The sequence below is a fragment of the Bacillus sp. L75 genome (assembly GCF_003676355.1).
GTDB lineage: Bacteria > Bacillota > Bacilli > Bacillales > Bacillaceae > Bacillus > Bacillus velezensis.
Genome location: NZ_ML064906.1, coordinates 150,752 through 169,686, shown reverse-complemented (window position 1 = coordinate 169,686; position 18,935 = coordinate 150,752). Strand labels below are relative to the sequence as shown.

The 18,935-nt window shown below is 45.4% G+C and carries 22 protein-coding genes, 1 other RNA gene and 1 pseudogene; 5 read left to right on the top strand and 19 right to left on the bottom strand.

The features are described 5' to 3' along the window. Window positions 1-17: 17 nt before the first annotated feature. From rnpB to D5S11_RS12530, 8 genes and pseudogenes are all read right to left on the bottom strand, one after another. Window positions 18-399, bottom strand: an RNA gene (gene rnpB / locus D5S11_RS12565) — RNase P RNA component class B. Window positions 400-454: 55 nt separating this feature from the next. Further along, the gene (gpsB, locus tag D5S11_RS12560) at window positions 455-754 is read right to left on the bottom strand and encodes a cell division regulator GpsB (protein ID WP_003153541.1); all 300 of its coding nucleotides are present in this window, start codon (window positions 752-754) and stop codon (window positions 455-457) included. A gap of 79 nt (window positions 755-833) precedes the next feature. Beyond that, window positions 834-1,382: an SLOG family protein gene (locus D5S11_RS12555; RefSeq protein WP_007409499.1), complete on the bottom strand. Its 549-nt coding sequence runs from the start codon at window positions 1,380-1,382 to the stop codon at window positions 834-836. Between the two features lie 88 nt (window positions 1,383-1,470). After that, window positions 1,471-1,707: a spore coat protein CotD gene (gene cotD, locus D5S11_RS12550; protein WP_003153539.1), complete on the bottom strand. Its 237-nt coding sequence runs from the start codon at window positions 1,705-1,707 to the stop codon at window positions 1,471-1,473. An 83-nt stretch (window positions 1,708-1,790) separates the two neighbouring features. Then, window positions 1,791-1,898, bottom strand: a pseudogene (locus D5S11_RS12545) (hypothetical protein); the annotation flags it as partial. A 121-nt stretch (window positions 1,899-2,019) separates the two neighbouring features. Next, the gene (locus tag D5S11_RS12540; RefSeq protein ID WP_032866286.1) at window positions 2,020-3,258 is read right to left on the bottom strand and encodes a ribonuclease H-like domain-containing protein; all 1,239 of its coding nucleotides are present in this window, start codon (window positions 3,256-3,258) and stop codon (window positions 2,020-2,022) included. 19 nt (window positions 3,259-3,277) lie between these two features. Continuing rightward, window positions 3,278-5,524, bottom strand: coding sequence for a DEAD/DEAH box helicase (locus D5S11_RS12535; protein WP_106080186.1), 2,247 nt, complete (start codon window positions 5,522-5,524; stop codon window positions 3,278-3,280). A gap of 98 nt (window positions 5,525-5,622) precedes the next feature. Continuing rightward, on the bottom strand, window positions 5,623-6,129 hold the full coding sequence (locus D5S11_RS12530) for a PTS sugar transporter subunit IIA (RefSeq protein WP_007409495.1): 507 nt from the start codon (window positions 6,127-6,129) through the stop codon (window positions 5,623-5,625). Between the two features lie 138 nt (window positions 6,130-6,267). Between D5S11_RS12530 and D5S11_RS12525 the strand changes: the two genes are divergently transcribed. Further along, window positions 6,268-6,681, top strand: coding sequence for an Hsp20/alpha crystallin family protein (locus D5S11_RS12525; RefSeq protein ID WP_017418017.1), 414 nt, complete (start codon window positions 6,268-6,270; stop codon window positions 6,679-6,681). 29 nt (window positions 6,682-6,710) lie between these two features. Here D5S11_RS12525 and D5S11_RS12520 read toward each other — a convergent pair whose 3' ends face one another. Continuing rightward, window positions 6,711-7,109 carry a YppG family protein gene (locus tag D5S11_RS12520; RefSeq protein ID WP_128424624.1) on the bottom strand — a complete coding sequence of 133 codons (399 nt, stop codon included), beginning with the start codon at window positions 7,107-7,109 and terminating at the stop codon, window positions 6,711-6,713. A gap of 717 nt (window positions 7,110-7,826) precedes the next feature. Between D5S11_RS12520 and D5S11_RS12510 the strand changes: the two genes are divergently transcribed. After that, window positions 7,827-8,009 (top strand): YppF family protein, encoded by a 183-nt coding sequence (locus tag D5S11_RS12510; RefSeq protein ID WP_003153532.1) that lies wholly within the window; start codon window positions 7,827-7,829, stop codon window positions 8,007-8,009. 38 nt (window positions 8,010-8,047) lie between these two features. Here the strand turns inward: D5S11_RS12510 and D5S11_RS12505 are convergent, their stop codons facing one another. Both D5S11_RS12505 and D5S11_RS12500 read right to left on the bottom strand, forming a co-directional pair. Then, the gene (locus D5S11_RS12505) at window positions 8,048-8,416 is read right to left on the bottom strand and encodes a YppE family protein (protein WP_042635291.1); all 369 of its coding nucleotides are present in this window, start codon (window positions 8,414-8,416) and stop codon (window positions 8,048-8,050) included. Window positions 8,417-8,461: 45 nt separating this feature from the next. Beyond that, a complete protein-coding gene (locus D5S11_RS12500) occupies window positions 8,462-8,707 on the bottom strand; it encodes a DUF5446 family protein (protein ID WP_014418233.1) in 246 nt (81 codons plus the stop codon). Window positions 8,708-8,912: 205 nt separating this feature from the next. Between D5S11_RS12500 and sspM the strand changes: the two genes are divergently transcribed. Next, entirely contained in the window at window positions 8,913-9,017 is a 105-nt protein-coding gene (gene sspM, locus D5S11_RS12495) for an acid-soluble spore protein SspM (RefSeq protein WP_003153525.1), read from the top strand. A 43-nt stretch (window positions 9,018-9,060) separates the two neighbouring features. Here the strand turns inward: sspM and D5S11_RS12490 are convergent, their stop codons facing one another. Further along, complete coding sequence (locus D5S11_RS12490; protein WP_108724853.1) at window positions 9,061-10,023, bottom strand: DUF2515 domain-containing protein; 963 nt, start codon at window positions 10,021-10,023, stop codon at window positions 9,061-9,063. A 41-nt stretch (window positions 10,024-10,064) separates the two neighbouring features. Here D5S11_RS12490 and recU point away from each other — a divergent pair, with 41 nt between their 5' ends. After that, the gene (gene recU, locus D5S11_RS12485) at window positions 10,065-10,673 is read left to right on the top strand and encodes a Holliday junction resolvase RecU (protein ID WP_012117837.1); all 609 of its coding nucleotides are present in this window, start codon (window positions 10,065-10,067) and stop codon (window positions 10,671-10,673) included. A 38-nt stretch (window positions 10,674-10,711) separates the two neighbouring features. Next, window positions 10,712-13,495: a PBP1A family penicillin-binding protein gene (locus D5S11_RS12480; RefSeq protein WP_108724852.1), complete on the top strand. Its 2,784-nt coding sequence runs from the start codon at window positions 10,712-10,714 to the stop codon at window positions 13,493-13,495. Window positions 13,496-13,575: 80 nt separating this feature from the next. On the opposite strand, the gene D5S11_RS12475 is transcribed toward D5S11_RS12480, so the two are convergent. From D5S11_RS12475 to D5S11_RS12445, 7 genes are all read right to left on the bottom strand, one after another. After that, window positions 13,576-14,067, bottom strand: coding sequence for a YpoC family protein (locus D5S11_RS12475; RefSeq protein WP_020955982.1), 492 nt, complete (start codon window positions 14,065-14,067; stop codon window positions 13,576-13,578). Then, on the bottom strand, window positions 14,064-14,723 hold the full coding sequence (gene nth / locus D5S11_RS12470; RefSeq protein WP_047935888.1) for an endonuclease III: 660 nt from the start codon (window positions 14,721-14,723) through the stop codon (window positions 14,064-14,066). The genes D5S11_RS12475 and nth overlap by 4 nt, the downstream gene beginning before the upstream one ends. 18 nt (window positions 14,724-14,741) lie before the next feature. After that, window positions 14,742-15,440, bottom strand: coding sequence for a DNA replication protein DnaD (dnaD, locus tag D5S11_RS12465; RefSeq protein WP_003153516.1), 699 nt, complete (start codon window positions 15,438-15,440; stop codon window positions 14,742-14,744). A 94-nt stretch (window positions 15,441-15,534) separates the two neighbouring features. After that, entirely contained in the window at window positions 15,535-16,827 is a 1,293-nt protein-coding gene (gene asnS / locus D5S11_RS12460; protein ID WP_003153515.1) for an asparagine--tRNA ligase, read from the bottom strand. 134 nt (window positions 16,828-16,961) lie between these two features. Beyond that, the gene (locus D5S11_RS12455; RefSeq protein ID WP_108724851.1) at window positions 16,962-18,143 is read right to left on the bottom strand and encodes a pyridoxal phosphate-dependent aminotransferase; all 1,182 of its coding nucleotides are present in this window, start codon (window positions 18,141-18,143) and stop codon (window positions 16,962-16,964) included. A 22-nt stretch (window positions 18,144-18,165) separates the two neighbouring features. After that, window positions 18,166-18,651 (bottom strand): cell wall elongation/penicillin-binding protein regulator TseB, encoded by a 486-nt coding sequence (tseB, locus tag D5S11_RS12450; protein WP_007409483.1) that lies wholly within the window; start codon window positions 18,649-18,651, stop codon window positions 18,166-18,168. 9 nt (window positions 18,652-18,660) lie between these two features. After that, window positions 18,661-18,831 (bottom strand): YpmA family protein, encoded by a 171-nt coding sequence (locus tag D5S11_RS12445; RefSeq protein ID WP_003153512.1) that lies wholly within the window; start codon window positions 18,829-18,831, stop codon window positions 18,661-18,663. Window positions 18,832-18,935 lie beyond the last annotated feature (104 nt).

Genomic DNA, 18,935 nt, shown 5'->3' with positions numbered 1-18,935 from the left:
ATCAATAATGTTTAACGTTCTGTAAGCCATGTTTTGTTCCGTCGTACTGCAATCGGCTCATCACCTCGTACTCAGGCGGCAATCATCTATCTACAGAAAGCATTCTGTCCTTCTATCTGTTCAATTCCTTCAAGAAGGTTCCCCTACCAAAATTTGGGTTTCTCGCTCGAGGGGTTTACCGCGTTCCACTCTCACCATTTCTGATGAGACTTCGTCACTGTGGCACTTTCAAGGATACTCAGCCATATCCGGAGACGTAGGCTTTTTTCCTGCCGTCAGCCTATCAAGGCTGCCCTAGCTTATTTCTTCGCTAGGCACGAACACTACGGGCATCTCAGCACCGTGCGAGCATGGACTTTCCTCTACAGATTCAAAGATCTGCAGCGATTACCCGAACGTTAAGAACACTTGTTCATTATAAAGCAACTTGTCTCATTTGACAAGTGCATCTGCCCTATTCGTCATAAAGTTTGCTGCCGAATACATGTTTCTCAAGGTTGGACAGCCTTTTCAGAATGTCAAAGTTGGTCGTATTGGACTGCACCGGCTGTTTTTTGCTTGCTTCTTCAAGCTGTTTTTTCAGCTGCAGATTTTCTTGCTGCAGTTCTTCAATTTCTTGATGAAAGGTTTCATAATCCTTAATAATCATATCTAAAAATTTGTCAACGTCTTCTTGTCTGTAACCTCTAACGCCTGTTTTAAATTCTTTTTCCAAAATGTCTTTCGCAGAAAGCTTTACTTTATCAGCAAGCATCTTTTTCACCTCATATCGTGAATCATCATGTTATATTTTATTCAGAAACACGTCCCGTTGTCAAATATTCTCTGACGTGTTATGTAAAGAAATCTTCTTCTTCAACGGCGGCACGGAGATCATCCATCGTAATCGAATAAATCGGATATCCGTCTGTTTCACGGCGTTTTTCTGCCTGCTGCAGCATATATTTCGGCGATCCTTCCATTTCAGGATCATATAAAAGCAAAAGCGCATCTGACTTTTCAATAAAGAACGCGTTTTTCTGCCGGAATTGGAGCGGACTTTCGTACGGCCGATGCGTCAGGCTCTCCTCATAATCTGCCTGAGCAAGCACCGCTTCATACATTTCTTTATTCGGTTCCTTCCACTTTTCTTCTTGGCCGTAGAAAGGCGTGATAACGGCAACCTTTAATTCCGGATACTCTTCTCTGAGATCGTACGCCGTTTCAGCCGCCCAAAGCTCAGTCCCCAGCTGTCCGGATATGAGAATCCATTCCAAGCCTTCGTCAATAAAGCTTCTGAGTCTGGTTTCTATCGCCTTTTTTATATAAACAAGCGCCCGGTCATCCTGTTTAAAAATTCCGAGTTCAAACGGCTTGTATCCTGTTACGGCTAATACTTTCAATTGATCACCTGCTTAAAAAATGGGGCTCCCCATCGGGCCCCATTTTGATTTGCTGATATCCTAACCGATCTTGCTTAAGCGTTCAATACTAATGATCGCAGCAAGGGCTTCCGCACTGAAAATGCTGGTGAGTTGTCGGGTCAACATTTGAAAAAGTGTGCGGATAGTAATGAACGTGCTCAAAGTTGTGGTGATTTACGTTAGTTGTATGTTGCGGATGAATATGCGGCACAACTGTGTTAGAAAAACAATGGTGTTCACAGCAATGAGTCGGATGGACAATCGGCGGCATCACGTTTGGTCTGCAACAATGATGATGAAACATGCTAAATCCCCTCTCCATTAACTTATATTACACTGTTAGGTTATGAAGAAAAGAGGGTGCATGTTCTAATTCAATCACCCAATTTAAAAGTGTGTCAGCAAGCTGTCTTTAAAATTCGAAAATACAAACGCAATCAAAAAAACCACGACAAAGAACAAGTAAAAAACACCTTTATACATACCAACTCTCCCCTATAAATAACTAACGCTATTTTACAAGATGCGGCACCATTCTACAACAAAATCGATGCGGATTCAGAAAAAAATATTTTTGGCGAAACAGCTCGGCTTTTGCGCTTTCCCGGGCAATATTTCAAGAAGGATATTTCCTCTTAAGCCGGGCAATTCTCACATGGAGCTTCTCGGCTTCTTTTTCCGATATTTCCCCGTCTTCTGCCGCCTGCTGTGCGGCCTGCAGAGCTTTTTTATAATCTTTTGCGTGATGCTCAAAATAGATCGCCAGCTCTACCGCTGATTGGTGTCTGCATATGTGAAGATCAGAGCCCGTCAGTTTCTCCCAAAGGGGCACGGCGTCTTGCCTGCGGTTTTGTTTTTTATAAAGCATTGCTAAGTCAAAAAGGGCCCGATCCGAATCTTCAAAGTCTTTGCCTTGCAGCGCTTCCAGCTGTGAAACAGCCCGATCGGTTTCTTTATGAGCGATAAACCATTTCGCCATGGCGTATGCTTCCTGACGTTCTGACGTCTGATCAGAAGATGCAAAAATCTTTTTTGACATATGGATGTAAAGAGCGATGAGGGAAAGCACATCTTGTTCATTATGCGAGAGCACTCCCTTTAAAAGAGCCGGATCCTCCGCCTTTAAAAATTGAAAATACAGCATCGGCGCCAAATAACCAGGTGTGTCTTCGTCCCTTTTAAAAGCAAGCTCTTCATTTTCAACCGCCGAAAGCGATACACGCTCTAATTTATGTTTCCAAAGCCGTCTCGCCCCGTGCAGAAGATCAAAGTGACCGAAGTCAGGAAGCTTCGGAAGCCTGTCCCGCAGCAATGTATGCCTAGTTTTTACCTGCGGCCAGTCAAAGGCTTTTCCGTTATACGTAACAAGGGACGTAATGTCAACCTCACTTAAAAAGCTTTTGTAAAGAGCCGTCTCGTTTCCCGGTTTAGGAAGCAGATGCTGTTTAACCGCGACACGGTCTTCATACACTCTTGCATGACCGAGCAAAAAAATCATATTGCCGGCCCCGCCGCCGAGGCCGGTCGTTTCAGTATCAAAGAAGAACAGCTGGCTTTTTTCGTATCCTTCTGCTGATAAAGTATGTGTCAAACCGCCTTTATTCCATAATGCCATGACGTCATCAAGTTCACTGAAGCTGTACCGTCCGTGGCGGTGCGAAAGCGGATAGACGGTTTCGCGGATAAGACAGTATTCATCCTCAAAAAAGAAAGGCTTCACTCCGAATGCCTCCCATTCTTCTCTAAATGGGACTTGAATATCCGGGACCGAAAGTTGTGAAGCTGCCGGCTTTTTTTCAGCTTCCGGCACATTCAGGTGGTTTTTCATCCGCTTTAATTTATTTTTCAAGGACATCTTTCGTCCCCCTTTTCTTTTACACGTAATTCAAGAGCCGGAGTATCGCTTTCTTTCCATCTATTCCTTCTATTTCGGAGCCGATGCAGGAAGGACATCCGTCTTGACATGGACATTGTCTGATCAGGCGCTCAGCCCCTTCATTGATTTCATCAAATCGCTTATATACTTCATCGGCAAGTCCGATTCCGCCCGGATAATGATCATACAGAAAGATTGTCGGAAGTCCCGTATGTGCGGCTTTGATTTGCGGCACGACATGCACGTCATTTCGGTCGCACATGACGTATACAGGCACGATATGCTGCAAGACGTGGGCAATGCCTAAAAGCAGCTGTTCAAGCGTTTTTTCGCCGATCTCCGAATCCGTCTCTTTTAATTCAAGCCAGGCTGCACTGGTATGCAGTTCTTCTTCAGGAAGATGAATCGGCCCTGATCCTATATTTTCAAATGTCGTCATTTTAATTTTTTTAAATATTGTCGGAAGTGCGTTCACGGTTACATCGCCGAAATGTAAGGCCGTTTTCTTTCTGCTGTCCGTTCTGTCAATGTCCAGCACTTTCAGCTGCACCGCTAAATTGGCATCTGTATAATATTCGACATCGACCTTTCGCACGTACGCTTTTTTATGATCCCAATCAAGCTTTTCAACCTGGTACTGCACCCCTTCATGAAGATAAATCGCTTCATCATGAAGAAGCGTCATCGCGCTGAAGCGGTCCATTTCTCCGATGATTTTTACATCAGCCGTCTCTGACCGGTCAACGATGACCACGTTTTCCTGTGACGCCGAACGGAGACTGATGTTGGAGGCGGGAAAAGATTCGCTCGCCCAGTGATAGCGTTCGCGGTTTTCGTGAAGCACCCCTTCTTCTTCTAAATACTCGAGAATGTCTCTTGCATCATTTTCTCCGAATGTTTCATCGGCTCTGAAAGGCAGCTCATACGCGGCGCATTTCAGGTGATCGACCAATATAATGAGATTATCGGGATTGATCCTTGCAGATTCAGGCGAGCGTTTAAAGAAATAATCAGGATGGCGCACAATATATTGGTCAATCGGATCAGAGTTCGCCACCATCACGATAAGCGCCTCTCCCTGCCGCCGCCCGGCTCGGCCCGCCTGCTGCCATGCGCTCGCGACACTGCCCGGGTACCCCGTCATCACGCAGACCTGAAGCTGGCCGATATCAACGCCGAGCTCCAGCGCGTTTGTGCTGACAACGCCGAGAATGCTTCCGTCTCTTAACCCCCGCTCTATTTCTCTTCTTTCTTTCGGAAGATATCCGCCGCGATAACCTCTGACAGACTTCGCACCGATTTCTTTTTTTACGATCTCCTGAATGTGGCTTAAAATAATTTCAACCCGAACACGGCTTCTGGCAAAAACAATCGTCTGGATCTTATTTTTTAAAAAAGTTTTGGCAAGTTCGTTCACTTCCACGGTGGCACTTTTTCGAATATGCAGCGGTTTATTTACAATCGGAGGATTGTAAAAAGCAAAGTGCTTTCTTCCGGCCGGGGCGCCGTTATTGTCAATCAGGCGCACTGATTTTCCCGTCAGCTGCTCCGCCAATTCCCTCGGATTGGCGATTGTGGCGGATGTACAGATAAATGACGGCGTGCTTCCGTAAAAAGCGCAGATTCTCATTAAACGGCGGATGACGTTCGCCACATGGCTGCCGAATACGCCGCGGTACGTATGTAATTCATCAATGACGATATATTTCAGGTTTTCAAACAGACTCACCCATTTTGTATGGTGGGGAAGAATGGCTGAATGAAGCATATCAGGGTTTGTGATCACAATATGCCCGGCCTTTCTGACTTTCTGCCTGATGGCCGGGGACGTATCTCCGTCATAGGTGAAGCTTTTAATGTCCATGCCCGTCTCGTCTATGATTTCGTTCAGCTCGCTTTTTTGATCCTGCGCGAGCGCCTTTGTCGGAAATAAATAAAGCGCGCGGCTTGAGGCATCTTCCGCGATAGACTGAAGAACCGGAAGATTATAGCACAGTGTTTTTCCGGAGGCCGTCGGTGTGACAGCCACAATGCTTTCTCCGTTTTGAACCGTCTGAAAAGCGGAGTATTGATGTGTAAAGAGCCGCTCGATCCCCCTCTTTTCGAGAGCCGCCCGAATTTTCCGATCTACTTGCTCCGGCATCGGCATGGTTTTCGCCTCCCGCGGTTCCTCTTCATGCCAATGCACAATATTTTCATGATTTTTTAATTCCTGAATCAGTTCGCTCAATGATTTTTTCTTCATCGTTCACACCTCTTTATGAGGTACAGTTTACCGAATATTTGTTTGCCTGGCTAGATGAAAATCCTGCACAAGAAAAAAAGCAGGGAATCAGCCCCTGCCTACTTCATTTTTATCTTAAAAAGCTCTGTTTGTCCTTTTTTCGCTTCATTTGCGCCTGCAAATTGCAAAGGTTCTGCGGCATCGCCATTCATAATCACCATAGGGATGACGGTGCTGCTTGCTTTTTCTTTTATTAAATCCAGCCGGCACGTTAAAAGCAGATCGCCTGTTTTCACTTTGTCTCCTTCTTTTACATGCGCTTCAAAGCCTTCGCCGTTCATATTGACGGTATCCAAACCGACATGTATCAAAAGTTCCGCTCCGGAAAGGGTGCGGATGCCGACAGCATGTTTTGTATGGAACAGCTGAATCACTTCTCCCTCAACCGGTGAAACAATGTCTCCGTTTGCAGGCTCGACGGCAATCCCGTCCCCCATCATTTTTTGTGAAAATACGGGATCCGGCACTGAAGCCAAATCCATCACCGCTCCGTCAGCCGGAGAAAAAATCACTTCCTCGGCCGGCTTTTTCCGGCTGTCTCCCAATCCGAATAATTTTTTCAGCAATGTGTTGTGCTCCCCTTCCTAAATGTGAATCCGTTACCAGTTTATTCTCCACTATTTAACCATACTTTCTTTTTTCCTTCAATTCTTAACCATACGGCATAACATCGCATAGTCTGTTTGTAAAAAGGCGGTGGTCATATGGATCAATCACAAAACGATAAACTTGATCCGCAAAGAAATGAGGACATCATCAGCCATGCGATGGACCAATTTTTTCACTCAGGTCCCTTCGCAGAATTGATGCAGGGTTTTCAGCACCTTGTCAATTCGGCTTTTACTGAAGCGCAAGTGACGATTGACGTCAGAGAAGAGCCGACGGGCCTCGCGGTTGATATCAGCGTTCCCGAGACATTCCGTGACGGTGATATGCTGGTGGAAACGAAGGGGTGCTACCTTCACGTTACAATCCGCTACGATCATAAACAGGCTCATTCATCCCATGTGTCTTCAAGCATGACAAGAACCGTTGTCCTCCCGTATAAGGTGAGTGAAGAAGATATGGAAACATCCTGGAATGAACAGACGCTTACCCTCTTTTTCCCTAAAAAATAAGCATGAATGATGGATATCATTCATGCTTTTTATTTGAAGATACTGGTGAAGCCTTTCACCAGCGATCCGACCTGATTTACGGCGCTTACCATCTGCCCCGTTGTATCTATCATTTTATTAAAGTCAAACTGTCCGTTCGTTTTTTTAAACTGGGAGAGTATGCCTGAGAATTGGGAAGACTGCTGCTGATTCGGTCTGGGAACGGGGTAAGGATTCACAAACCCCGGCTGCCCCCCGGGCATGCCTGCCTGAGGAGGAGAGGGAGCAAACGGCTGCTGCATATGACCGTATTCCTGATTCGGATAAAATTGCTGCGGGTACTGCCCTTGCTGATGATAGGGCGGCTGCTGCAATGGCTGTATCTGCTGCGGATACGGCTGCTGTAATGGCTGTATCTGCTGCGGACTCGGCTGCTGTAATGGCTGTATCTGCTGCGGACTCGGCTGCTGTAATGGCTGTATCTGCTGCGGACTCGGCTGCTGTAATGGCTGTATCTGCTGCGGACTCGGCTGCTGTAATGGCTGTATCTGCTGCGGACTCGGCTGCTGTAATGGCTGTATCTGCTGCGGACTCGGCTGCTGTAATGGCTGTATCTGCTGCGGACTCGGCTGCTGTAATGGCTGTATCTGCTGCGGACTCGGCTGCTGTAATGGCTGTATCTGCTGCGGACTCGGCTGCTGTAATGGCTGTATCTGCTGCGGACTCGGCTGCTGTAATGGCTGTATCTGCTGCGGACTCGGCTGCTGTAATGGCTGTATCTGCTGCGGACTCGGCTGCTGTAATGGCTGTATCTGCTGCGGACTCGGCTGCTGTAATGGCTGTATCTGCTGCGGACTCGGCTGCTGTAATGGCTGTATCTGCTGCGGACTCGGCTGCTGTAATGGCTGTATCTGCTGCGGGTAGAAATATCCCGCCGGCTGCTGGTACATATTTTGATATGGCTGCGCTCTCCATTGCATATGACATTCCCCCTTGTCTCTCACTAAGTTTCTGCTATATATGTATGAATTCCGCCGTGGTTATGTGCTTTCGGTGATTCTGATTTTTGTCAAATGCTGTCGAAAGTCTTAATTTTTTAAAAACAGAAAAAAGTCGAATCGTTATGTTACCATAATCTCAACATACATGAGAGGGGATGCACCATTATGAACGTATCATACTTAAGAAAGCGTTTTGCTGAAGTGAAAAAATATGAAACAGATTGTGCAGATAAACTGATGGACTTTGCAAAATTCCTCTATATTCAAGGCCATCTCACCGCAACCGAATTTCGAAACAGTATGAAGGTTCTCGAAGCAAGTGGAGCAGAAAACCCGGCGTATGAATAACATACCCGACCCCTTTATATAAAAGAAGGCAGCCGTTTTCAGCTGCCTTCTTTTTCAATTTCATCCCTTAATATACGAAGCGTATATAAAACAGATTCAGTTAAATCCCTGTATCTTTTTTTATGAATATGATGAACATATGATTGGAGCATCAGCTCTCCGAAATTTTCTGTAACGGCCTGAATTTGTGCGTGATGAACGTATTTCGGACGGTTTTCCCGAATAAACGCAAGTGCTGCTTCTGTCCAAAGCGCGCAAAGCCGGTCTCTTTTTTCAACATCGGGTTTTATAATCTCAAAAAAATCATATGAACGGCCTGACTCTTTTCCATCCTGATACCTTTTTTCGGCTTCCAGAACCGCCTCTATCATTTGTTCTGTCAGCTCCAATAACGACTGTGTCTGCAAACGGACTCACCTCAGTACATATGGTACCAAAGTTTTTGCATAAAATCAGCTGATCCGGCAGGCTCTCGGCAAATCCTTTTTACGCCGGTCAGCCAAAAACAGGTCATCAATACAAACATGAAGCTCCCGCGCCTCTTCCTCAAGGCGGGAAAGTTTCTCCTGTCTGATTTCTTCAGCTTCCGCCTGACAGGATCTGACTGCTTGGGTAAGCGTCTTTTCAGCAGCAGAAATCCGGATTTCAATATCAGAAAGCAGACGGAGAATATCAGCCTTGCTCGTGTAAACAGACATTCATGTTCCTCCCTTTTATCACTTGCGTCTCTTTAGAATATAATTCTCGTTTTCATACCGCTCTCCTCTGCACATGACAAAACTAGAAGCAGTTCGGCAAACAAACAGAGATTATCCTAAAAGGCGTGCCTTTCGACAAAAAAGTGCCGCAAACTTTGTATGAACCGGCACGTTAATGCAAACGATACAGTTGAGGAGGTGCCGTATGAAAACGAGACCGAAAAATGCAGGTAAACAGCAAAAAACCGAAGCAAAAACGACTGATACGCTTGATAAAAAATTAGGCGGCCCAAACCGCCCTTCCACGTAACACATCAGCAGCCCGAAACCCCAGCGAACGGTTTCGGGCTTTTTCATTTCTTCAGCCACTCTTTAACCGCGAAGAGCGCATGGAGCTCCCGTCTTTTCTGGAAGTACCAGTCCGTCAGTTCAAGCTGTTTCGGCATTTTCTCCTGTAAGAAAGCCCCTTTTCTTAACCTTTTTTGAAACCAATCCGCCCTTTCGCCGTCTAATGGGTGGGCAACAATGGGATAGGTTGTCCTCAGCATCGGTGATGTTCTTTTTTTGATGCCGATCATTTTCTCCATATCAAAGCGTGAACCGGTATGAGGAACGGTATCAAGAAAACGGTAAAAAGAAGCGTGAAGATCAGGGCTGAACAGAAGGCGGGCCAGCTGTTTTCCGAGCGTAATTCTTTCTTCGGTTTTTGAAAACCGTTTGACGGAAATTCCGTATAAATGTCCGTCAAATGAAGGGAATATCACCGTATTAAAGTGAAAACAATCACTTAAATAAAAAGGAATCGTGCCAAAAACATTCTTTTTAAACGAAGGATTTTGTATAATAGGTGCTTGGATAGTGTTTTGTTCATTTATAATAAGAGCATACATGAGCCGTTCCGTATCTCCGTCACGCCAAAAGCGGAACCATTCTTCCTGCATAAAAGCCGAGACGCGGAAATAAGGAAGATGACGGAAAAGAGGTTCGCCGATTTGTTTTGACCACTGGTAGACCAGAAGCTGAGGATAGGCATCAGAAAAAATCAGCCAATTCGCCCTTTCATACGAAAGGAAAAACCAGTTTTTCTGACTGCTGTCAAGGCCCTCCTGATAAAGGACGCCTCTTAAATCAGTCATCGACCAGCCCGCATTGCGGGACACAAACGATGCCAAAAGCGGCCACTTGATCTCAGGATGGCGGTCATAATATGCTTTATAGGCATTCGTCCGGGAAATATTATCGGCATTTTTTATTTTCGTCTCTTTTTCGATCAGGCGAAGAATGGCGGTTACGGTCTGTCGTTTATGCACGTTCATTCACTTCCGTCACTATTAGTTTGATAAGGAGGATGGAAAAAGTGATTCGGTACCCGAATGGAAAAACTTTTCAGCCGAACAAAACGGTTTCATCCCAAAACAGCCAGAAACGGTCCCATTCATACAGTAATCGCGGCATGACCCTCGAAGACGACCTGAATGAAACGAATAAGTATTATCTGGCTAACCAAATTGCTGTCATTCACAAAAAGCCGACACCCGTCCAGATTGTAAACGTCCACTATCCGAAAAGAAGCGCCGCAGTCATTAAGGAAGCTTATTTTAAACAGTCTTCCACAACTGACTACAACGGCATTTATAAAGGGCGCTACATTGATTTTGAGGCAAAAGAAACAAAAAACAAAACGGCATTTCCCCTGCAGAATTTTCATGATCATCAGATTGAGCATATGAAGCAGGTGGTCAGACAAGACGGCATTTGTTTTGTTATTATATCCGCTTTCGGAAAGGTTTATTTCCTCGAAGCCGACAAGCTGTTTGTCTTTTGGGAGAGAAAGGAGAACAATGGCAGAAAATCAATTCGCAAAGACGAATTAGAAGATGCTTCCTTTCCGATTTCCCTTGGATACTCACCGAGAATTGATTATATTAGTATTATTGAACAGCTTTATTTTTCGCAGGAACAGTAGACTGAGCGAAAGGTTGATAAACGAAAGGTTGAGATGTTATGTCAGATCAATTTACGAGCCGTGAAGAACGCCGTAAGGCAAGGCAGACGAAAAGCACTAAGCCCTCTTCACCGAAAAAAGGCAAGAAACAGCGTAAAGGCGGTTTATTCAAAAAGATTGTACTGTCCTTGGTTATTCTGTTTGTCCTGGGCATAGTCGGCGGAGCGGCGGCATTTGCCGTTTTGGTTTCCGGCGCGCCGTCTTTGGACGAAGCCAAGCTGAAAACGCCTTACTCTTCAACGATTTACGATAAAAACGGCAAAGAAATCGCGGAAGTGGGCGGTGAAAAACGAACCTACGTCCCGATTAAGGATATACCCGATGTTGTGAAAGAAGCATTTATCGCAACTGAAGACGCCCGTTTTTATAAGCACCACGGTATAGACCCGATCCGGATCGGAGGCGCCTTGGTCGCCAACTTTACGGATGGATTCGGTTCAGAGGGAGGAAGCACAATCACCCAGCAGGTTGTGAAAAACTCACTTTTGACCCATCAGAAAACGATTAAACGGAAAGCACAGGAAGTGTGGCTTTCACTGCAGCTGGAGCGCCATTATTCTAAAGATGAAATCTTAGAAATGTATTTAAACAGAATTTATTTCTCACCGCGTGCCTATGGCGTCGGTAAAGCGGCTGAAGAATTCTTCGGCGTAAAAGATTTGAGCAAGCTTACGGTTGAACAGGCGGCGACGCTTGCCGGAATGCCGCAAAGCCCGACCGGATATAACCCGGTTAAAAATCCGAAGGCTTCCGAAAAACGCCGAAACATTGTTCTCAGCTTAATGGAAAAACAAGGATTCATTTCAAATTCTGACTACCAAAAAGCAAAGAAAGTGTCCATGAAAGATGAAGGCGTCGTCAGCCAAAAGGAATACGATAAAAAGGACACAAATAAATACAGCGCTTTTGTCGAAGAAGTTATGAAAGAAATTGAGACAAAAGAAAAGAAAGACGTCAATATTTCAACTGACGGACTGAAAATTTACACGACTCTTGATACGAAGGCACAAGATTATCTTGATCAATTGATGAACGGAGACACGGTTGGCTTTTCGGAAGGCATGCAGGGAGGCGTCACGCTCCTTGATACGACAAACGGAGAAATCCGTGCCATCGGACCGGGACGGAACAGAACTGCCGGGGGATTCAATTATGCAACACAAGGTAAAACCCAGCCCGGTTCAACGATAAAACCGATTCTTGATTACGGGCCGGTCATTGAAAATAAAAAATGGTCGACTTACGAGCAGATTGACGACTCAGCTTATACGTACTCTGACGGCACACCGATTCATGATTGGGACAATAAATACAGAGGTCAGATATCTATGCGAGAGGCCCTCGCAGACTCACGTAATATTCCTGCTTTAAAAGCATACCAAGCAGCAGGAAAAGATAATGCCGTCGACTTCGCAAACGACTTAGGATTGGGATTAAACAAAGATCAAGTATATGAACCCTACTCTATCGGGGGATTTGGTGAGGGTAACCGCGGTGTATCTACTATGACCATGGCAGGCGCCTACAGTGCGTTCGGAAATAACGGAACGTACAACGAACCGCACGCGGTCACATCGATTGAATTTAATGACGGCACTAAGCTTGATTTAACACCGAAACCGAAAAGTGCTATGAGCGACTACACAGCGTTTATGATTACCGATATGCTCAAATCAGCTGTCGAATCAGGAACAGGTAAACTGGCTCAGGTGCCGAACGTGGAAGTCGCCGGTAAAACGGGTACGACCAACTTTACTAAAGAGGACATTCAAAAATATAACATTGCTCCAGGCGGAGTCCCAGACTCCTGGTTTGTCGGATACACCCCTCAATATACAGCGGCGGTTTGGACCGGAGTTGAGTCTGGCAACAAAGCAGGCAAGAAATCACTGTCTTCTGCAGACCAGCAAGTCGCAAAACGGATTTTCCAAAAGCTGATCTCTTACGTTGATGACGGTAAAGGAAGCTTCAAGCAGCCTGACAGCGTCGTAAAAGAAACAGTTGAGAAAGGCTCGAATCCTGCCGCTTTAGCCGGACCGAATACGCCGGATGATAAAAAAGTGACGGAGTACTTCGTGAAAGGAACGCAGCCAACTGCCGTTTCTAAAACGTACACGAAAGAAAAAGCCGATAAACCGACAGGATTGCAAGTGAAATACGACAAAGATAAAAAATCATTAACCTTAAGCTGGGATTATGACGGTGATGCAACATTCAATGTCAAACAATCCGTTGACGGCGGAAGCTACAGTGACATTCAAAACAGTTCGGCAAAAGAAGCCGTCGTCTCAGATGTCACACCAGGCTCCACATACAGCTTCCAGGTGACAGCGGAAAACGATGACGGAAAAAGCGATACGGCATCAGCATCTTTCAAAGTCCCGAAAGATGAAGAAGACGATGCAGATAAAGATAAAGCGACTGACGATGAACAGAAATCTGATGAAGATAAAGATAAGGACAAGACGCAAACCGATGATTCAAACACAGATGACAATCAAACAGATACGTCTGACGGATCGGATCAAACACCAACTGATGACCCGGATAAAAATCAGGATCAATCCGATAAGGATCAAACAGATAACAACAATCAGAATCAGCCCGGTAACGGGACCGATAACAACGGACAGCAAGATAACGGCCCTGATAATGATTCCGATTCCGGTTCAGACGGCTCAAATAAACCTGACAGCGGTCAAACGGACAAAAACCAAGACTCATCTTCAAATATCAACGGGCAGTCCAATTCGTCAACCATCCAGTCAAATTCCGCTCATTAGCGGCGGACGAAATCCTTCACCTCAAACAGGTGAAGGATTTTTTTCATACAAAAAAACCTCCTTATAAGAAAAGGAGGTTTTTAACTTTTGTTCATGACTTCATATTTATGATATTGTTTCTTCATCTCCGTCATCAATTCATCCAGCTGAATAAAGGAGTGAAATTGAGTCGGTTTTGTTAAAATAAACGCCATTCGCTCCGCCCAATTGATCGGTTCGGCGGGAAAATGCTTTGTTTCAAGCACAGACCAATCGAGTGATGTGACCCGCTCCCCTGCCGTCCAGTGAAAAGCGGCAATCAGACAGGCAATTCCCTTCAGCATGTCATTTTGATCACATCTCGATTTTCTTGTTTGAAAAACGGGAAGCAGCGTTTCTTTCGTTTCATTCCAAACTTGAAACAGAAACGGGACATATTCGCCCCTTTCCCTCCATGGCTGCACGGTTGGCTGACCGCTGAAATCCATATACAGCGGATGGCGGCGCAGCGCCGTTTTGATCTCAAGGCTTTCCAAGTCCGTAAGGCTGCGCAGGTATGTTTCATAGCCTGCCAGAATGTCAATCGCCGTCACCGTTTCACCAGCCCTTTTTTGTCACGCTTCTGCCCTTCTCTGCATAGCGGAAGCAAAGGACATTCCGCACAGCGGGGAGATTGCGCTTTACAATGATACCTGCCGAAAAATATTAATCTGTGATGCGTAACAGACCAATCCTCTTTCGGCACTTTTTTCATTAATGTTTTCTCTACCTCCAAAACAGAGTCCTTCCAGCGGCAGATACCAAGCCGTTTAGAGACTCGCTCCACATGAGTGTCTACTGCGATCGCAGGTACGCCGAAAGCAACAGACACGACCACATTTGCCGTTTTCCGTCCGACACCCGGCAGATTCACAAGCTCATCCCGGTCTTTCGGCACTTCTCCGCCGTACTCTTCGATGATCATTTTGCTCAGCTTTTGAATATTTTTGGCTTTATTACGGTACAGACCGATTGATTTAATATCCTGCTGGAGTTCTTCCAGCGATACGGAAAGATAATCTTCGGGCCGTTTATATTTTTGAAATAGCGTTTTTGTCACTCTGTTGACGAGAGCATCCGTACATTGCGCGGATAGTGCGACTGCCACAACCAGTTCGAAAGGATTTGAATGGACAAGTTCACATTCTGCGTGCGGAAACATATCGCCGATTTTTTCAAGACAATATTCAATCTGCTTTAAATTTAACACGTTTCTCCCCTTCTCATGTTATTGTTCCAGCCAATTATAAAAAGGCACCTGCCTCGTATACTCTTTTTGCGGATCATTTTGTTTCGTTTGAACACGCCGGAATTTTTGACTGTGCGCCTTCGCCTGCTCAACCGTTTTGAAGCCGTTCTTTTTCCATTCAAATAAAATCCGGTCAATATAGCGAAAACTGAGTTTCCCCGATAAAACGGCTTCTTTTAAGGCGTGCTTAATCAGAATCGCATCATGCTGATCCTGGTCCTGCCATATGGCCAGCGTCTCGCATTCAAGCGGCGACAGCGGTCTTCCGAACTCTTCTTCAAAGATGGTATACAGGCTTTTTTGTTCTCTTTCTGACGTTCTTTCCTGCGTTTCATTTTGAGAATGCTGCATGTAATCATACAGCTTCGCCCATAACGGCTGCAGAGAATATTTTTCAAACTTTATGCCGTTATGGTCTTCACATTCTTCAATAAACAGAAAACCTTTTTGAATAAACATTCTCAGGCAGCTTGTACATTCTTCAGCAGAGATGGACATGCCTGACTGAAGTTCAAACGGCGTCGGAAAATAAGAGCCTTTTTCCAAATGCATTTTAATCTTCAAAAGCAGGATCAATTCGGTTTCATTCAGCCCGAGCTGCCGGTAATGTGTCAGCAGCAGGTTGGGAATGCTTGAAATGCCGAGTTCCTGCATATCTATAAATTGCTGTTTTTTCATCCTTACACCTCTTACTGTAAAAGGTTATCTCCGGGAGCTTTCCCCTTTACTTAGAAAAAGTCTCCCTTGCAGGAGACTTCGTTTTTCATAACTATTACGGATACAGACGGTTCAGAAGTCTCGGGAACGGAATCGTTTCACGCACGTGAGGCGCTCCGCTGATCCAAGCCACTGTCCGCTCAAGTCCGAGGCCGAAGCCGGAGTGCGGAACAGAACCGTATTGTCTGAGTTCAGCATACCATTTGTAAGCATCTGAATCCAGACCGTGTTCTTTTAATCTTTCTTCCAATAAATCCATATCATGAACGCGTTCTGAACCGCCGATGATTTCCCCGTAGCCTTCCGGAGCGATTAAGTCGGCACATAACACGACATCGTCACGATCTTTGGCAGGCTGCATATAAAACGGTTTTAATGACGTCGGATAATGAGTGATAAACACCGGTTTGTCATAGCTTTCTGCGATCGCTGTTTCATGCGGCGCACCGAAGTCATCTCCCCACTCAATATCGTCAAAGCCTTTTTCTTTCAGGAATTCGATCGCTTTATCGTACGTAATGCGCGGGAATGGCGCTTTGATTTGTTCAAGCTTCGATGTGTCTCTACCTAATGTGTTCAGCTCGATCTTACAATGTTCCAGCACACTTTGTACGATGTATGCAACATAATTCTCCTGAACTTCAAGGTTTTCTTCAAATTCAACAAATGCCATTTCAGGCTCAATCATCCAGAATTCGATGAGATGGCGTTTCGTTTTCGATTTTTCCGCTCTGAACGTCGGTCCGAAAGAGAATACTTTTCCGAGCGCCATTGCAGCTGCTTCCATATACAGCTGGCCGCTTTGAGACAAGAAGGCGTCTTCATCAAAATATTTCGTCGCGAACAGCTCAGTCGTGCCTTCGGGAGCGCTTCCCGTCAAAATCGGCGGATCAACTTTCACGAAGCCTTCTTTGTTGAAAAATTCATAAGTCGCACGAATGATTTCGTTGCGGATTTTCATAATTGCGTGCTGGCGTTTCGAACGGAGCCATAAATGTCTGTGATCCATTAAGAATTCCGTACCGTGCTCTTTAGGCGTAATCGGATAATCAGTCGCTTCGTGAATGACTTCAATGGATGTAACAGCAAGCTCATAGCCGAGCGGTGAACGCTCGTCCTCTTTCACAATTCCTTTTACATAAAGTGACGTTTCCTGTGTCACTGATTTCGCGATTTGGAAGATGTCTTCTTCTACTTCAGCTTTAACGACAACTCCCTGAATGAAGCCTGTACCGTCTCTCAGCTGTAAAAATGCGATTTTACCGCTTGAGCGTTTATTAGCGACCCAAGCTCCAATCGTTACTTCCTCGCCTGTGTGTTTATACACTTGGTTGATTGTTGTTTTCAAACTCTTTCCCTCCAGAACAAGAAAGACATTCAGGAATCTGCCTGAATCTCTTTTTTCATCACTTTATTATACCCGTTCTACTCTAACGGGGTCAATGCAAGTGAAAAGCGGCTTTAAAAGCCGCTTTTTCAGAATCAGCTGTGTTTTTCCATGAAGCGGCGGATTCTTTCGACCGCTTCTTCTAAAAGATCAAGTGACGTTGCGTAAGATAAGCGGACGTTATCCGGTGAACCGAAACCCGAACCCGGCACGATGGCGACTTTTTCTTCTTCCAGAAGCGCCTTGACGTATTCATCGACATCTTTGAATCCGCAGTTTTCTGCGGCCGCTTTGGCGTTAGGAAACAAGTAAAACGCCCCTTCAGGCTTGACACAGGTGAATCCGGGAATTTCACTGAGCTGAGCGTAAATGGTGTTCAGTCTGTGCTCAAATGCCTGTCTCATCTCTTCCAGCGGCTCAGCCGGACCGTTATAGGCCGCAATAGCGCCGTATTGAGCGATAGACGTCGGATTTGATGTGCTGTGGCTCGCAAGGCTCGTCATCGCTTTAATAATCGTCTCCGAACCCGCCGCATAGCCGATCCTCCAGCCCGTCATGCTGTGAGATTTCGACACGCCGTTAATGATGATCGTCTGCTCTTTCAATTCATCTGAAAGCTGTGCGATTGAGACGTGTTTTTTTCCTCCGTATGTAAGCTTCTCATAAATCTCGTCGGAAACGATCAGAATGCCATGCTCCAGACACACTTTTCCGAGTTCCGCAAGCTCTTCTTTCGTATACATAACACCTGTCGGGTTGCTCGGTGAATTGATAATGAGCGCTTTTGTTTTCTCGGTGATAGCCTGCTTCAGCTGCTCCGGTGAAATTTTAAACTGATTGGATTCCAGCCCTTCTGCATAGACGGGACGCCCCCCTGCCAGTTTCACCTGCTCAGGGTAGCTGACCCAGTAAGGAGTCGGTATAATCACTTCGTCCCCTTCATCGAGAATAACCTGAAATAATGTATACAGAGCGTGTTTCGCTCCGGTGCAGACAATGATTTCTGACGGCTTATATTCAATCCCCTGGTCGTTTTTGAATTTTTTTGCGATACTGTCTTTCAGCGCCGGCAGACCGCCTGAAGGCGTATATTTCGTATGGCCTTCATTCATGGAACGCACCGCGGCATCTATAATGTGCTGAGGCGTATTAAAATCCGGTTCTCCTGCTCCGAGGCCGATGACATCATGGCCTTCTGCTTTCAGCTCTTTCGCTTTTGCAGTAATTGCAAGTGTTGCAGACGGTGTTAATGCGGATACTCTTTTTGCCAATTTCAACTTGAACTCCCCCTAATACGTCTCACGGTGTGATGTTTTTGAGAATCTTGCCGCTTGTAAAGTCCACATAACTAAAGCTATACTGCCCGCTTTTGTTGATATAGGTCACTTCCCATAACGGAACATTGTTTTCTCTCGCCGGGTGAACACCATTCAGCTTGGAAACAAGCCCTTCGTCCCGAACGATCTTGGCAGCCTTGCCGCTTGAAATGCCGTCACTGGCTTTTTTTGAGAGAATTTTTGCTTTTTTGTCGGCCGGAACCCATACATACATATCTTTTCCATGTTTATCCGTCCCGGTAACAACATAATATTTCTGTTTGCCGACAAAGGTCTCCACTTTCTCAGCATCTGTCAGATCCGTTTTTTCTTTAGCGGCTGCGGCAGCTGTTTCGTGGCCTTCTTCTTTTTGGGCCATTGCAGATTTAAAAATGCTGGCCGAAAATAAAAGAACTGCTAAAAAAATAATACCAAATACGGCTGTAAATATTAATGCTTTTTTTCTCATCTTTTTCACCTATGTGCGATAAATGGTGAAGACCGCTTCATTTTGATTTTCTTCGTCGAGCGCAAGGCCGAACATCAGATTGTCCCGTTTCAAAGTCCGGTTTAATGTATCGACGATTTTATATAAATCATCTGAATGCTCCACATTAATCGTTGACAGAATTTCAATTTTGCTTTCCATTTTTATACCCTCCATCGGTCGAACAAATTTTGTTAGTCATAACGGGATGCGCCCGCGGCATAATAAAATCACAAGGCGGCATGAACCCGCTTTTACTATAAAAA